Source organism: Ferruginibacter sp., assembly GCF_028288465.1.
In the GTDB taxonomy this organism is placed as follows: domain Bacteria; phylum Bacteroidota; class Bacteroidia; order Chitinophagales; family Chitinophagaceae; genus Ferruginibacter.
The window spans coordinates 1-15,298 of the sequence record NZ_JAQBNR010000062.1 but is presented as its reverse complement, the minus strand read 5'-3'; the positions used below and the strand labels follow the sequence as shown (position 1 = coordinate 15,298).

The window sequence follows — 15,298 nt, the reverse complement described above, 5'->3', positions numbered from 1 at the left end:
AAACTCATTTAAAAACTGTCCCACTGATCTGCACTCCGTAATTTTGCATTTCAAATAAACAGCTTGTATGAAATCCTCTCTACTTTTTTCACCATTGTTTTTGTTGATATTGCTGGTTACACCTTTTTACAAAGTCATAGCGCAAAAAAAGAGCCTTGATCAAAAGGTAGATTCTGTTTTACGCCTGATGACACTGGATGAAAAAATAGGCCAAATGAACCAGTACAACGGCGACTGGGCGGCAACTGGTCCTATAACGAAAGACGGCGATAAGCAGGAGCAGATAAAGAAGGGCATGCTGGGTAGTATGCTGAATGTTACCGGTACAGATCATACAAGAACACTGCAGCAATTGGCCATGCAGTCCCGAATGAAAATTCCCCTGTTGTTTGGGCAGGACATAGTGCACGGTTACAGAACAATTTTTCCTATACCGCTGGCAGAAGCGGCCAGCTGGGATCTTGCGGCCATTGAATTGTCTGCACGGGTGGCGGCAACAGAAGGCGCTGCTGCCGGCATTCACTGGACCTTTGCACCGATGGTAGATATAGCAAGGGACCCACGCTGGGGCCGGGTAATGGAAGGCGCAGGTGAAGATACTTACCTGGGCAGTTTAATTGCCGCAGCAAGGGTGAAAGGCTTCCAGGGAAAAGGATTGGGCAATACAGATGCCATGATGGCCTGCGCCAAACATTTTGCCGCTTATGGTGCAGCAGTGGCAGGCAGGGATTACAATAGTGTTGATATGAGCAACCGCCAGTTACTGGAAACTTATTTACCTCCATTTGAAGCGGCCGCAAAAGCAGGCGCTGCCACGTTCATGAATTCCTTCAATGATTTGAACGGCGTACCGGCCAGTGGAAATGCCTACCTGCAAAGAACCATTTTAAAAGGCCAGTGGGGCTTTAAAGGTTTTGTGGTGAGCGACTGGGGAAGTATTGGTGAAATGATCAACCATGGTTTTGTAAAAGATAATTATGAAGCTGCTATGGCCGCTGCCAATGCAGGCAGTGACATGGATATGGAAAGCCGCAGCTACATTCAAAATTTAGCCAAATTGGTGAAGGAAGGTAAAGTGAAAATGGCAGTGATTGATGATGCCGTGAAAAGGATACTGAGAAAGAAATTTGAAATGGGCCTGTTTGATGATCCATTTAGATTTTGCAATGAAGCAAGAGAAAAAGAACAGTTTAACAACCCTGATCATATTAAAGTAGCAAGAGAAGTGGCAAAAAAAAGTATCGTGTTACTGAAAAATGAAAAGCAGTTATTGCCGCTGAGTAAAGGCGTTAAAAACATTGCGCTGATTGGTCCGTTTGTAAAAGCAAAATCTGATAACCTCGGTTTCTGGAGTTACGACTGGCCCGATGATACCGCCCGCATTGTTTCATTGTGGGAGGGTGTGAAAAGCAAACTGGCTGCGGGTTCCAATGTATTGTATGCAAAAGGTTGCGAGATAAAAGATACCAGCCGTGCAGGTTTTAGTGGAGCCGTTGCAGCCGCCATGCAGGCGGATGTTGTAGTGATGACTGTAGGCGAAGCAAGAGACATGACCGGTGAAGCAAAAAGCAGAAGTATCATCCGCCTGCCCGGTGTGCAGGAAGACCTGGTGAAAGCCATCGTGGCAACGGGTAAGCCTGTTGTGGTACTGATGAGTGCCGGAAGGCCGCTGGTGTTTAACTGGATCGCAGACAACGTTCCCGCCATTGTGTACACCTGGTGGTTGGGTACCCAGGCGGGTAACGCCATCGCCGATGTATTGTTTGGTGATTACAATCCTTCTGCAAAATTGCCCATTAGTTTCCCCAGAACAGAAGGACAAATTCCGATCTATTATAATTATTACAACACCGGCCGCCCCGCTAAAAATGACAGTGATTTAAACTATGTTTCATCTTATATTGATTTACCCAACAGCCCCAAATATCCGTTTGGTTTTGGATTAAGCTATAGCAGTTTTGGGTACAGCGATATTGTATTGAGTAAACCCGTTATTAAATCAACAGAAAAACTGGTAGTAAAATGTACGGTTACCAACACCGGTAATTATGATGGAGAGGAGACCGTGCAATTGTACACCCGTGATTTGGTAGGCAGTGTTGTAAGACCGGTAAAAGAGTTGAAAGGATTTAAAAAAATACAGCTGAAAAAAGGAGCCTCCACAACAGTTGAATTTACTCTGACCGCAAATGACCTGCGGTTCTACAATGAAAAATTGCAGTACATTTTTGAGCCGGGGGATTTTAAAGTGTTTGTTGGTGGAAGTTCGGCCAGTGTAAAAGAGGCGGGGTTTAAACTGGTGAAATAATGGCTGGATTGTCTATTGATGCAACATTAATTGCGGACTTAGTGCTTTGCAATTTTTTTACGTAGTTATCAGATTATGTATATTGAATCACAATTGCTGATTTGCTTTCATTCACCTTGGTTTAACAAAATCATTGAGTTTGTAATTGCTGAATGACATCCTGAGAAATAAAAGGAAATTAGGGGCACTCCCAAAATACTTTCCATAAAGTAATGATTCTCCGTCTGGAAAGGACCAAGCAATAATTTGATTCCATGGGGTTGCAAACCTTGTTTCATTAAGATTAATTTGTTGCGGCCCACCTCTCTTTTCAACTCCCCTTTCAAAGAATGTACGTTCCAATGCTATTATTAAAATGCCTGAACAATCATTCATCAATTCCTTCACTGCTTTTAGAGGCGAATCCGCACTAAAATTGTTTCTTCCAACCGTACTTGGAATCAAGTCTTCACTTTTTAATCTATCCTCAATAAGTTTTACAAAATCTTCTTGTTGACTATTAGCTGTTCCTCCAACGCTGATAAAAACTTTAGGATTTTCCATGTGGCGCTTTTTGAATGATTAATGATATTTCCCAACATTTTGTTTTGTGCAAATAAATATAAACCATTGAGTCAATCCAACCAAAAGCGGGGTGTTGCCGATATCCTACCCACTAATAAAAGCCCATCAAAGTCAAAAAAGCACAAGGGGGCGACGCAACGATGCTCACCATAGCCCTTAGCCCGGATCAAAATATATTTACAAACTCTGCATCAGCAAAGTGTTGAAGTTGGCAAGCGAAGAGATTTTTAAATCGGCGGCATTGAACTTTTCATTTTTTCTGTCGTGCGGGGCCGGTACTACCACGCATTTCATGCGGGCGGCTTTGGCTGCGATGAGGCCGTTGAAAGAATCTTCAAAGCAAATGCACTGCGTTGGGCGGGTGTCCAGTGCTTCGGCACAATTTAAATACACCTGCGGGTGCGGTTTGCCGTAGGGCAGGCCTTCGGCGGAGGCAATGGCCTGCAAAAAATTGCGGATGCCCAGCTTATCTACCACCACATCAATCAGCGGCTGTCCGGAGGAAGTGGCAAGGCCGATTTTAAAATTGCGCTCAATAAAAAAATTGAAGATGTGCTCCACACCGGGCATGGGTTTGGCTTTTGCGCCTACCTTTTCTACCACGCTTTTTAAAATTGCGCTTTCCGCATCGGCCATGTGACGGGCTTCAATTTTATAATGGTTAAACCACCACTCAACAAACTCTTTGGTACGCATGCCTGTGGTGGTGGCATACTGTGCGGCGGTTAACTGAAAGTTATAACGGTTAAAAACTTCAACGGCTGCTTCGCCCCATAAGGGTTCAGAGTCTACGAGCAGCCCGTCCATATCAAAAATTACGGTGTTTAATTGCATAGCGGTAAAGATATTAACTTATTCGCGGAGCATAAAACGGGAGCCGCTACGTGCTGTCGCTACTGATGGGCTGGCAACCCCATGAATTACCTGGAGGCATGCTGCAAAACCCAATCGTTAAAGATGGTTTTAAGGCAGTTATAAAAATGATAATTCCGTATATTGCAGGGGAGATTGCGGCTAAAAAAATTACATGGCAACGTTTTTTACGAAGTTTAAAGAGAGCAGGTTTGTTAAGGGAATCGTATATGCTGTTATTGGAACCATTACCTACCCTGGCATTAATATTTTTAATAAGCTGCAGATTACAGGCATGGAGAATTTGCACAAGCTGCCCAAGAAAAATGTACTCTTTGTCAGCAATCACCAAACCTATTTTGCCGAAGTAATTACTTTTATACATATTTTCTGCGCCGTTAGCTGGCGAAAAAAACATGGCCTGGGAATACCTTATTACCTGCTGTGGCCTTTTACAAAAATTTACTACGTGGCGGCCGAAGAAACCATGAAGAAAAACTGGATCAGCAGAATACTGAGCCTGGGTGGTGCCATTACAGTAAAGCGTACCTGGGTAAAAGATGGAAAAGAAGTGCGCAAAAGTTTAGACCCCAGTGATACCCGTAAAATTGAACGGGCGCTGAACGACAACTGGGTCATTACGTTTCCACAGGGAACAACCAAACCGTTTGCACCCGGGCGCAAAGGCACGGCATTTATTATAAAACACCATCAGCCCATTGTAATACCGGTTGTAATAGGCGGCTACTGGCGTGCCTTTGATAAAAAGGGTCTGAAATTTAAAAAGAGAGGTACCCGGCTAACCATTACTTTTAAAGCCCCGCTGCAAATTGACTACAATGATACCAGTGAAAACATACTGGAACAGGTGATGGATAGTATTGAACAAAGCAAACAATATATGCTGAAAGGCAGGCACCACGTAACCAATTGAACCCAGCGATTAACTATGCATGTACCATACCCCAAAAATGTTTGCTCCTTCATTCTGTCCCTGTTTTTTATTTTACAAACGGCCACTGCTCAGGTAAGTTTTACAGGTAAGGTGATTGATGAAAACAACGACGCTGCTATACCAAATGCTACCGTGTATTTCAACAATACTACCATTGCTGCCGAAACAAATGCTCAGGGCGAATTTAGTTTTCACAACATCCGTTTTTTTAATACTGATGTTGTGATTATTAGCCCGGGATATGAGTTGTTTGCGTTTAAACCAGCCGCGGCAAAAATGGGGAGTAACAAATTTGTGTTTAAAATGCGCAAAAAGAAGGCTGGTAGTTTACCAAAAGATGCTATGGAAACGGCTAACACGCCGGCTTACCGGCAAGCTTTCCTGCAAGGGTTGCTGGGGATTACAAATGAAGCAGTTCAAAGCACGGTGAGCAATTTAAAAGATGTTTATTTTGATAGGGATACTTCCTTCGAAGGATTTATTGCCACAGCAGATACCACACTGATAGTTGTAAATAAACTTTGCGGATACAAAATGTATTATAATCTTGTGAGTTTTTATTATGATACATATACCAGGCAATCCTATTTTTCAGGGTATTGCCATTACGAGTCCCTGGCAGATGGCAGTCAATTTCAAACCGCTCGCAACCATTGCTACTTTGGAAGCAGCCAGCATTTTTATCGCAGTCTTATAGCCAACAAATTGTACCAGGAGGGGTTTGGTGTATTTGTAAAGGACACTGTACCTGCAGCCGGTGCCCGGCATCCCGGCGATGAGGATCTCTACAGACCACTAACGGCCACCCAGGTTTTGTGGATTGACAGCACCAATAATTATTCAATAGGCATAAAAGACAAGCTTATTATTCAATACAACAACAATCCGGCAACAAAAAATTACCTGCGGACTGTATTGGAGTATATAGATGGGGATTTAAAAAAAGGGATAGAAGCAAGCATAGAAATTAAACATGCGCCGGTGGAATTGACAACCATTGGTGTGCCTGTAGATGACAGTGAATTGGAATACGGTGGTTTTTGGAGCTATGAGAAACTGGCCAATACTTTGCCGCTCGACTATCAACCAGATCCGAAGCCTTTGAAATAGTACAACGTTCCGGCATTGCGCATGCGGGCCATTTTTAAATTATTGATTATTGCAGCCTGCTGCTACATGAAGCCATATGAGATGTATAAACTGTAAAATCAGCCTGCTTTTTTTTATTGCCGTATTCACGGGTGCAGTGAGTGTCATGGCACAAACCGTTATACGCGGTAAAGTGGTGAATGAGGCCACCGCTCAGCCTTTGCAGGGTGCCAGTATATATTTCAACAACACATCTATCGGCACCAGCAGCAATGCAGAAGGTTTTTTTTCAATTCCGTTGCCGGCAATGGAAAATGCTGAGTTGATTATTTCCAGCGTGGGATATGAACGACTGGTGTATAAACCGGATGCTTCAACACTTCAGCACAATACAATTGTATTTAAACTGGCACAAAAAGCCGAACAGTTAAAAGATGTATTGATATTAACAGATGCCGTAAGAAAAAAATACCTGGCGATTTTTGAAAAAGAATTTTTAGGTATTACGGAAGAAGCAAGCCGCAGCAGTATTCAAAATAAAAAAGACATTTATTTTACCAACGGCGGCAGTAAAAATTCTTTTAAAGCATATAGCGACACACCTTTGGTGATAACAAACAGAATGTTGGGCTACAAAATAAGTTTTGAGCTGGTGGAGTTTTTTTATGATGAACAAAGCGGTCGCACCTCATATTACGGCTATACCCGCTTTGACGAAATGGGGGTTAAAAACAAATGGAAAAAGAACCGGCAGCATTGCTATTATGGCAGTACCATTCATTTTTACCGGGCGCTTATTAGTAACCGGTTAAAGGAAGAAAATTATCATATTTATTTGATAAAGCCGGTGCGGATGAGCAGTGATACCAGTAAAAAAAGCAGCAGGGAAGAGATGGATATGGCGTACGAAGTAACAGCAGCACAAATCATCTCAGCTGATACCAGTAACACCAGTAATTATAATGTCGTTATTCCCGGCAAGTTGATGGTACAATATGGAAAAAATCCTTCTTCAAAAAGTTACTTAAGCAAAAATACTTTTTTGCAGGGCGGGCTTCCGGTTGGGTTCCGGGCCTACGTAACTGTTACGTCCCCAGCCATCAGTCTTAACAATGCGGGCATCATTAACAACCCAATGGATGTGCTGTATGCGGGCTACTGGATATACGAAAAGGCAGCGAATATGCTGCCTTACAATTATGTGCCGGAATAATTTATTTACGCAAACAGCGCTTTTAATTCTTCTGCCTCCGAGGCTTTCATTTTGCCACCCAGTACCAGTCTTAATTGCCTGCGTCTTAATGCACCTGCATACAATTCTATTTCTTCTGCCGTTTCAGCAATCAGCTGGTTTACCGGTTTGGGTTTGCTGTTGGGGTCAAGGGCTACGAAGGTAAAATAGGCTTCATTGCTTTTGTATTTATATTGATGTAATGCATCTTCGCCCCACACTTTTAAATGCACTTCCATACTGGTTTTAAACGCTCTGCTTACCTTGGCTTCAATGTGCACTACATTGCCGAGCCTGATAGGGTTTTCAAAAGAGATATTATCAACCGAAGCGGTTACAACGGGAGATCCGCAGTGTTTCATTGCTGCCAGGGCAGAAGCGATGTCCATCCAGTACATTAACCGTCCACCCATCAGGTTGCCAAAAGTATTGGTATCATTAGGTAATACCAGTTCCGTCATCACTACCAGCGATTCGCTTGCTTTTTTGTCCATGTAAAAATTTTGGCAAAGATAAGTTGGAATGGCTGATGTCGGGTATAGGATGTTGCAGCATACACTGTTAAAAGGTTTTTTGATCCGGGCATTGAACCATGGTTGGGCTTCATTGGCGTCGCACCCTTCAACTGGTTGCTGCTATTTGGCTTCAGCTTCCTGGTTGAAAACCATGCGCTGAATTCAGCGGCTTTGTAAATTTGTTATGTAAGTAAAAAATAGCACGCTGCTGACCAGTAAAATAAACAGCGAACGAAAGCAGCTATCTTTTACTGATTTTATTTAATGTTATCGCCCGCTGGCTTTTGCATTTAAAACGATTGACAGAATTGCCCCGCAAAGCCGCATGTTTGGTGCTTCTTCCGTGATGACGTTTGCGCCACATTCTGAAACTCGATGCCTTCATTTCTTTGCGCATCAGCTCAATCACATCTTTCTCTTTTAACCCAAATTGTACTTCAATGGCTTCAAAACTGGTGCGGTCTTCCCATGCCATTTCAATAATGCGGTCTGTTTCAATAACGGTAAATATTGTCGCCGGTGCTTTTTCATTGATGCCGGGCCGCTGAATATCTTGCGCTATTTCATGTATGTTGTTCATCCAGTTTTTTTAAAAAATTTTCCGCTGTTTCAATATGCCTGTTTCTTTTTTCTGCCGGCATTTTATCCAGGGTTTTTATCAGCAGGCCAAGACGGGGGTTTTGTGAAAAGAAGTCCCGGTGCACTTGCATAAAACGCCAGAACAATCCATCCCAGGTTTCCGTCCATTCACCTTTTTTATAATCGCCCATCTTTAATAAATAATTGCTGCCACTGATGTAAGGCTTGGTTGTCATCAGCCCGCCATCAGCAAACTGTGTCATCCCATACACGTTTGGCACCATCACCCAATCATAAGCATCCACATACATTTCCATAAACCAGCGATACACTTCATCCGGATCAAATTCGCAGAGCAACATAAAATTGCCCATCACCATCAGCCTTTCAATATGGTGGCTGTAGCCTGTCTGCAATACCTTTTTTATTACGTTGTCCACGGGTACAATACCCGTTTCACCTGACCAAAAACTGGCGGGAATTTTCCTGGTAAATCCCCAGTAGTTTTCGGTACGCTGGCGGCTGCCTTCCCGCTCGTACACAATGCGTATAAACTCACGCCAGCCAAGGATTTGACGTATAAAGCCTTCCAGCGAATTCAGTGGAATGTTATATTGGGCTGCGGCCTTGATTGCTTTTTTTATAATTTGCTGTGGCAATAATAAGCCTATGTTCAGCATGGGCGTTAGTACGCCATGGTGCAGGTAGTGTTCATCCGCAACAATCGCATCTTCATACACGCCGAATTTTTCAAAACGCTGTGCTAAAAACTCATCCAGCCATTTTTCAGCATCCTTAAAATTAACGGGATAAATAAAATTTTTTCCATCACCATAGTTGGATGAAAAATGAACGGACACATATTTTTTTGCTTCCTGCACATCGCCATCTTCCTTTGCCGGATTGACAATGGGAGCCTTTTCTGTTTTCGGAAATCGCTTGCGGTTGTCTGCATCAAAACTCCATTGGCCGCCTTCGGGTTGCCTGTTGGCATCCAGTAAAATATTGCGTTGTTTACGCTGGTCTATATAAAATGCTGTTTGAAAATACGTTTTGCTTTTATCAAAATAATCTTTCACCTCATTCATTGTATTGATGAAACAGGGTGTTGGATAATTTACAATTTGGATGGCATATTTTTTACAGGCTGATGCCAGTCGTTTGCGCAACCAGTCATCTGTAACATCGGCCACATGGATGCTGGTAATTGACTGGTGATGAAGCTGCGCCAGTAACTGTCTTATGTCTGATAAAGGGGAATCAGCTTCGATGTATTCCACTTTAATTTCCTGTTGTTGCAAAAAATCAGCATAGCATTTCATACTCGCCCGGTGCAATATTATTTTTTGCTGATGAAAATTATACTGTTTAAAAAACAAGGTTTCTTCAACCAGTACAACCTTGCGGCCGACATCAACAGCAGGATGCTGTTTAAAAAGCTGGTGCGGAAATATGATGGTGACTGATTGCATATTGCAGTAGCTTTCAAACAAAATGGTTGCCACATTGTTTGAGGAAGCAAACATTTTATGATGGAAACTTTAAATGGTAAAAATATATTACTGGCCGGAGCCACCGGCGGCATTGGATCAAAGCTGGTGAAGTTGTTAGCAGGCAGTGGTGCCAATTTATTTCTTGCGGCACGCAGTCAGGAAAAGTTGCAACAACTTGCTGCAGCGAATAATATTTCTCCGGAAAAAATTGTGGCACTGGACATATCGGACCCCGATGCAGTAAACCAATTAAAGGAAAAATATTTTAAAGAGATGGCTTCCATCGACATCTTTATCAATGCAGCAGGCATTGGTATAATAAAACCCATGGATGCTTTAACAGAACAGGATTTTATGCAATCGCTCAACACCAATTTATTCGCTACCTTCTTATTGGTAAAAGCTTTTTTGCCTGCTATGAAAGAAGTAAAAAAGGGACTCATCATCAACATACCAGGAATATTGGGGAAAGTGCCCATGGCCGGTGCTGCCGCTTATTGCGCCAGTAAATACGGCCTGGTTGGCATGATGCAAAGTGTAAGGGAAGAAGTTAAAAGAACAGATATCCGCATCACCAATTTATTTTTGGGTGGGGTAGATTCACCTTTTTGGGATACCATTGATTTAAAAGTACAGCGGGAAAAAATGGTGCAATCGCAGGAAGCGGCAAAAGCCATCTGGTTTTTATGCCAGCAGCCTGCAAGTGGGGTTATCAATGAAATGGTTTTGCAGCCTTTTAATCACCAGGCTATATAATTACCGATAACTGTTTAAAACCTCTGCAATTAAAATAATATGCCGTTAAACATACGGCGCACTGAACCAGGTCAGGTAAACGGTGAAACAGTATGCTGTATATTTGGTAAATATTTTCCATTTTTATGAACGGCAATCACTTTATTTCTTTCGATAATACTGAGTATGCTTTTGCGTACAAAAAAAACAGCGAACTAACAAATGCCCATTTTCTTTTCAGCGCCATGGGCAAGCCATGGCTCGTAAACCTTGGCCTGAAATTCACTCCACTCGCAATTAAATGGAAATTGCCTTTTACAACGCCGGTAATCCGCAATACTATATTTAAACAGTTTGTAGGTGGCGAAACGCTGGCAGAAACTTCTGCCGTTGCAAAAAAATTAGGCGAGTATGACGTGCAGGTAATTTTAGATTACGGTGTTGAAGGTGGGGATGATGGAGAGCATGGATTTGATCATTCCACTGAAGAATTTATACGGGTGATAGAATACGCTGCAACGCAGGCTAACATTCCTTTTATGAGTGTTAAGGTAACAGGGCTGGCCCGGTTTGGATTACTCGAAAAAATGGATCAGCTGATGTCGGAAGCATCCGGTACACTGATGCGGCGTTATTTATCTGTAATAGAAAATTTACCCGCCAACGAAAAGGAAGAGTGGCACCGGGTTAGGGTTAGACTGATGCGGCTTTGTGAAGTGGCGGCGGAAAAAAAAATTGGCGTATTGATAGATGCAGAAGAAACCTGGATACAGGATCCGGTAGATGCCCTTACCATTTTGATGATGGACGCCTTTAATAAAAACAGGGTGGTGGTGTACAATACCTTGCAACTATACCGCCACGACCGGCTCAAATTTTTACAGGATAGTTATGAAGCCGCTGCCGAAAGAAATTTTATCCTCGGGGCAAAGCTTGTAAGAGGGGCTTATATGGAAAAAGAAAGGTTGCGGGCGGCGGAAATGAATTATCCTTCTCCCATCCAGCCAGATAAACAAAGCACTGACCGGGATTATGACGCGGCCGTACAATTTTGTATCGAACACCTTGATATCATTGCCGTCATTGTGGCGTCGCACAATGAGCAAAGCAATTTGTTGACCACACAGCTGCTGCAACAAAAAAATATTCCGCTCAATCATCCGCATGTGCATTTTTCCCAACTGTTTGGCATGAGTGACAACATTACTTTTAACCTGGCAAAAGCGGGCTGTTCGGTTAGTAAATATTTACCATTTGGCCCCATCAAAGATGTTATACCATACCTGATGCGGAGAGCAGAAGAAAACTCATCCGTGGGCGGCCAAACAGGCCGTGAGTTGGGGTTAATAAAGAAAGAAGTAGCAAGGAGGAAGGCCTTGTAATTGTATTGCTTTGCAACAATGAGATTACGGCCACGAAGTATTCTGTGGTTTTGCATAACAAATCATCGGCAAAAAATTACAGGGCATATAAATCTTTTGCAGTTCTGAATGTATTGCAATGAGCATCCACAATTATTTTTACATCCGCACTATAACCGCCGCCCATAGAAACGGCACATGGAATATTGTGCTGCAGCAAGCTGGTAAATATAAATTCATCCCGTTGCTTACAGCCATCCGGAGTTACCTGTAATTTACCATAGCGATCTGTATTCAAAATATCAACACCGGATAAATAAAAAGCAAAGTCTGGCTCTGTTTTATCGATGAGCGCAGGCAGGATTTCTTTTAATAAAGTAAGATAGGTTGCATCATCCATACCATCTTTTAAAGGCAGGTCCAAATCACTTTTTTCTTTGTGAAAAGGATAATTGTGTTCACCATGCATGCTGAAAGTAAATACCCTGTTTTCGGCTTCAAACAATTTTGCCGTACCATTGCCCTGGTGCACATCCAGGTCAATAATTAAAACTTGTTTCGCCAGCTTTTTATGCAACAAATAATTGGCTGCAATTGCGATATCATTCAGCATGCAAAATCCTTCGCCATGATCTGCAAAGGCATGGTGGGTGCCGCCGGCTACATTTAACGCCACTCCATTTTGCATGGCGTAATAACAACATTCAATCGTTCCCTGCGCAATCATCAATTCCCTGGTGGTTAATGCAGGTGATTGCGGAAAACCAATATGACGCTGCTCTTTGGGCGATAAGTTTTGGTTATGCAACCTGTTCAGGTAATCTTTCTCATGCGTCCATAGTACAACTTCATCCGGGCAAATAGAAGGTGAAAAAATGTTTGCTGATGTGATTGTTCCTTCATGTATTAACTGGGCTGGTATCAATTCATATTTCAGCATTGGGAAACGGTGACCTTCAGGTAAAGGATGGGCATAGATTGGGTCGTATGCGATTTTTAAAATTTTATCCTGCATTAAAATGAGATGATGGTTTGCTTCACCAATGCAAAAACGTTTTCACCCGCTTTTGGTTCAATGGTAAATGTGCCGGTAAATTTGCTGAAGGCGGGCAACACGGCGTATCGCATGCCAAAATAAAAACAGGGAAAACTTAATGATTGCTTACCCAAGCCACGGATAGTTACCGCCGGATGTATATGGCCACTGAAAATATAGCCGTGATCCGGCACGGTACAATCCACCACATCATGTACAAAAACAAAATCGCCGATTAGCAGTTCGCAGGTATGTATGGTAATGTCTGCCAGTGCGTACCATTCCTTTTTTAGAATATCATGATTGCCTTTTACCAGGTGAATGGGTAAAGATGCAAAGTCCTGCCTCCATTTTAAAAAGAACTCATGTTCCTTATTGCTTTCGCTGTGAAACATATCGCCGATGATGATAACCTGTCGGGGTTTGAAGGATTGCAATTGTGATACGAGCCGTTGCATATCCTCTTTAAAAACTGCCTGCGGAATGGCAATACCAGCTTTCCGGAAGTGACCGGTCTTGCCTAAATGGAGATCAGATAAAATCAATATTTTTTCTTCTTCCCAAAAAATACATCGGTCAGCCGACAGCAAAAAGGTATTGTTGTATATACGGTGGGGAATTACGAATGACATTGCTGCAAAGGTAACCCGATAACAGGTTTCTGAAAAAGAATGGTTTTGAAATGAAAGAATAAGTATATACTTTGGATAAAAATTTATAGTATGAATGAAACTAACTCAACTTCTGATGTGTTGGATTTTGCCGGCGAAAAGCGGGAACTTCCTTCAGGTTTAAAGACACTAACCATTTTAACTTTTATTGGTTGCGGTCTCCTCTTACTTTATACGCTGTTAGCGCCAATGCTCAACAAATTTTTACTTGGTATTATGGATAAGGCGGCTGGCTCCGGTCAGGAAATGACTGCCAAACAATTGGAGGATATGCAAAAAGGCAGGGCTGCAATAGAGCTAATGCAGAACAATCTCGTTCCTATTTTGGTGATCAGTATTGTCTCATTGGTGCTTTGTTTTGTTGGTGCATTATGGATGCGCAAATTAAAAAAGGACGGATTTTGGATTTATTCGGCCGGAGAAATTTTACCAGTAATTGGAAATTTTATTTTGCTAGGAACCAAACAGTTCACAGGTGTAACCAGCGTAATCTTTGGCGTTGGTATTCCCATACTGTTTATTATACTATATGCGAGGCAAAGAAAATATCTTGTGGTATAATCGCCAGAAGATGACCTGCTAAAGTTATATTTTTTCCAGCTGGGCCTGCATTCTTTTTATCCTGTCTTCGAGTTGCTCAGATGAAAGATTTTCTCTCATGCTGTCTACTTTTAAAGGGAAACAAAAAGGGGTAAGCCTGGCCGGAAATTGTATTTTAATATTTCCTTTTTGTATGCGCTCCAGCATATTGCGCAAGCGTACTTCCTCCATCTGCTGATCCAGCACTTCCTGGTAGGCCTGTCTTAATAAAATATTCTTCGGATCATATTCGGTAAACACATTGAACAGCAGACTCGCACTGTTTTGCAGGTGTTTTGTTTTTACATACTCGCCTGGCGTTCCCTGGAAAATCAGGCCGCCGATAACGGCCACATCCCTGAATTTTCTTTTGGCCATTTCAACACTGTTTACAGAACGCTGAATGTCTGCAAACAAATTATCAAGACTAAACAATTCATACACGTTGGTATCATCCACCGGTATCGGCTGATCGCTTAATAATTCGAAGCCATAGTCATTCATAGCAAAGCTAAAAGTGATGGGCGTTATCCGGCTGATGCGATAGGCCAGTATTGCCGCCATGGCTTCATGTACCAGCCGGCCTTCAAAAGGATATACAAATAAATGGAAGCCGTCTTTGGTTTCAATGTGTTCAATCAGCAGTTCATTTTCTTTTGGAATATGCGACAGAGCTTCCTGCAAATCGAACAAGGGTTTCAGCACCGACAGTTCAGGGTTTTCAAGTCTTTCTTTTTTTACAAGCGTGCGGCCATTCATCTCAAAAGCTTTGTCAAATGTTTTGCGCAGCATCAGTCCAAGGTTGGCGCTTAGTGGCATACGACCACCATTCCAACTGGGGACAATTGATTTTTTGGAGGTCGATTTTTTTACAATCGCCGTCATATCTTTTATCATCACATATTCCAGGTTTCTGCCGGCTAATGTAAACACATCACCCGGTTGCAACCTCGAAATAAAATACTCTTCGATTACACCCACATAACCGCCGCTCATGAATTTTACTTTTAGCATGGAGTCACTTACAATGGTACCGATGTGCATGCGGTGCCGCATGGCCATGCGCCGGTTGGTGATACGGTAAACGCCCTCTTCCACTTCTATTTTTTTGTACTCATCATATTGCTGCAAAGCCGCACCACCTGCAGTTAAAAAGAACAACAATTCCTGCCATTCATCTTCAGTAATTTGATTATAGCAATGTGTCTTTTTTATTTCTTCAAAAATTTCAGCAGGTACAAAACCGTCTGACACTGCCAGCGTGCACAGGTACTGGGCCAGCACATCAAAGCACAACAGCATGGGTTCCCGGCTTTCAATAAAGGTTTCG

The 15,298-nt window shown here is 42.5% G+C and carries 14 protein-coding genes and 1 pseudogene; 7 read left to right on the top strand and 8 right to left on the bottom strand.

From position 1 onward, the window contains the following. The first annotated feature begins 67 nt into the window (after positions 1-67). Positions 68-2,308 carry a beta-glucosidase BglX gene (gene bglX / locus JWR61_RS23880; protein WP_301930211.1) on the top strand — a complete coding sequence of 747 codons (2,241 nt, stop codon included), beginning with the start codon at positions 68-70 and terminating at the stop codon, positions 2,306-2,308. Positions 2,309-2,419: 111 nt separating this feature from the next. Here bglX and JWR61_RS23875 read toward each other — a convergent pair whose 3' ends face one another. Beyond that, a complete protein-coding gene (locus JWR61_RS23875; RefSeq protein ID WP_301930210.1) occupies positions 2,420-2,851 on the bottom strand; it encodes a hypothetical protein in 432 nt (143 codons plus the stop codon). 198 nt (positions 2,852-3,049) lie between these two features. Then, positions 3,050-3,706, bottom strand: coding sequence for a hexitol phosphatase HxpB (gene hxpB / locus JWR61_RS23870; RefSeq protein ID WP_301930209.1), 657 nt, complete (start codon positions 3,704-3,706; stop codon positions 3,050-3,052). A 193-nt stretch (positions 3,707-3,899) separates the two neighbouring features. Here hxpB and JWR61_RS23865 point away from each other — a divergent pair, with 193 nt between their 5' ends. From JWR61_RS23865 to JWR61_RS23855, 3 genes are all read left to right on the top strand, one after another. Beyond that, positions 3,900-4,658: a lysophospholipid acyltransferase family protein gene (locus JWR61_RS23865; protein ID WP_301930208.1), complete on the top strand. Its 759-nt coding sequence runs from the start codon at positions 3,900-3,902 to the stop codon at positions 4,656-4,658. A gap of 15 nt (positions 4,659-4,673) precedes the next feature. Then, positions 4,674-5,789, top strand: coding sequence for a carboxypeptidase-like regulatory domain-containing protein (locus JWR61_RS23860; protein WP_301930207.1), 1,116 nt, complete (start codon positions 4,674-4,676; stop codon positions 5,787-5,789). A gap of 76 nt (positions 5,790-5,865) precedes the next feature. Then, a complete protein-coding gene (locus JWR61_RS23855; RefSeq protein WP_301930206.1) occupies positions 5,866-6,981 on the top strand; it encodes a carboxypeptidase-like regulatory domain-containing protein in 1,116 nt (371 codons plus the stop codon). 5 nt (positions 6,982-6,986) lie between these two features. Here JWR61_RS23855 and JWR61_RS23850 read toward each other — a convergent pair whose 3' ends face one another. From JWR61_RS23850 to JWR61_RS23840, 3 genes are all read right to left on the bottom strand, one after another. After that, positions 6,987-7,493: an acyl-CoA thioesterase gene (locus JWR61_RS23850; protein ID WP_290339433.1), complete on the bottom strand. Its 507-nt coding sequence runs from the start codon at positions 7,491-7,493 to the stop codon at positions 6,987-6,989. Positions 7,494-7,755: 262 nt separating this feature from the next. Beyond that, positions 7,756-8,094: a TIGR03643 family protein gene (locus tag JWR61_RS23845; protein WP_301930205.1), complete on the bottom strand. Its 339-nt coding sequence runs from the start codon at positions 8,092-8,094 to the stop codon at positions 7,756-7,758. After that, complete coding sequence (locus JWR61_RS23840; protein WP_301930204.1) at positions 8,078-9,619, bottom strand: cryptochrome/photolyase family protein; 1,542 nt, start codon at positions 9,617-9,619, stop codon at positions 8,078-8,080. Before JWR61_RS23840 ends, JWR61_RS23845 begins: the two co-directional genes overlap by 17 nt. A 3-nt stretch (positions 9,620-9,622) precedes the next feature. Here JWR61_RS23840 and JWR61_RS23835 point away from each other — a divergent pair, with 3 nt between their 5' ends. Both JWR61_RS23835 and JWR61_RS23830 read left to right on the top strand, forming a co-directional pair. Beyond that, positions 9,623-10,342, top strand: coding sequence for an SDR family oxidoreductase (locus tag JWR61_RS23835; RefSeq protein WP_301930203.1), 720 nt, complete (start codon positions 9,623-9,625; stop codon positions 10,340-10,342). A gap of 125 nt (positions 10,343-10,467) precedes the next feature. Beyond that, positions 10,468-11,703, top strand: coding sequence for a proline dehydrogenase family protein (locus JWR61_RS23830; RefSeq protein ID WP_301930202.1), 1,236 nt, complete (start codon positions 10,468-10,470; stop codon positions 11,701-11,703). A gap of 76 nt (positions 11,704-11,779) precedes the next feature. Here the strand turns inward: JWR61_RS23830 and JWR61_RS23825 are convergent, their stop codons facing one another. Both JWR61_RS23825 and pdeM read right to left on the bottom strand, forming a co-directional pair. After that, on the bottom strand, positions 11,780-12,697 hold the full coding sequence (locus JWR61_RS23825; protein WP_301930201.1) for a histone deacetylase: 918 nt from the start codon (positions 12,695-12,697) through the stop codon (positions 11,780-11,782). Beyond that, positions 12,697-13,350 (bottom strand): ligase-associated DNA damage response endonuclease PdeM, encoded by a 654-nt coding sequence (gene pdeM, locus JWR61_RS23820; protein WP_290339427.1) that lies wholly within the window; start codon positions 13,348-13,350, stop codon positions 12,697-12,699. The genes JWR61_RS23825 and pdeM overlap by 1 nt, the downstream gene beginning before the upstream one ends. Positions 13,351-13,440: 90 nt before the next feature. Here pdeM and JWR61_RS23815 point away from each other — a divergent pair, with 90 nt between their 5' ends. Continuing rightward, the gene (locus JWR61_RS23815; protein WP_301930200.1) at positions 13,441-13,950 is read left to right on the top strand and encodes a hypothetical protein; all 510 of its coding nucleotides are present in this window, start codon (positions 13,441-13,443) and stop codon (positions 13,948-13,950) included. A gap of 24 nt (positions 13,951-13,974) precedes the next feature. On the opposite strand, the pseudogene JWR61_RS23810 reads toward JWR61_RS23815, so the two are convergent. After that, a pseudogene (locus JWR61_RS23810) lies at positions 13,975-15,298 on the bottom strand (DNA ligase-associated DEXH box helicase); the annotation flags it as partial.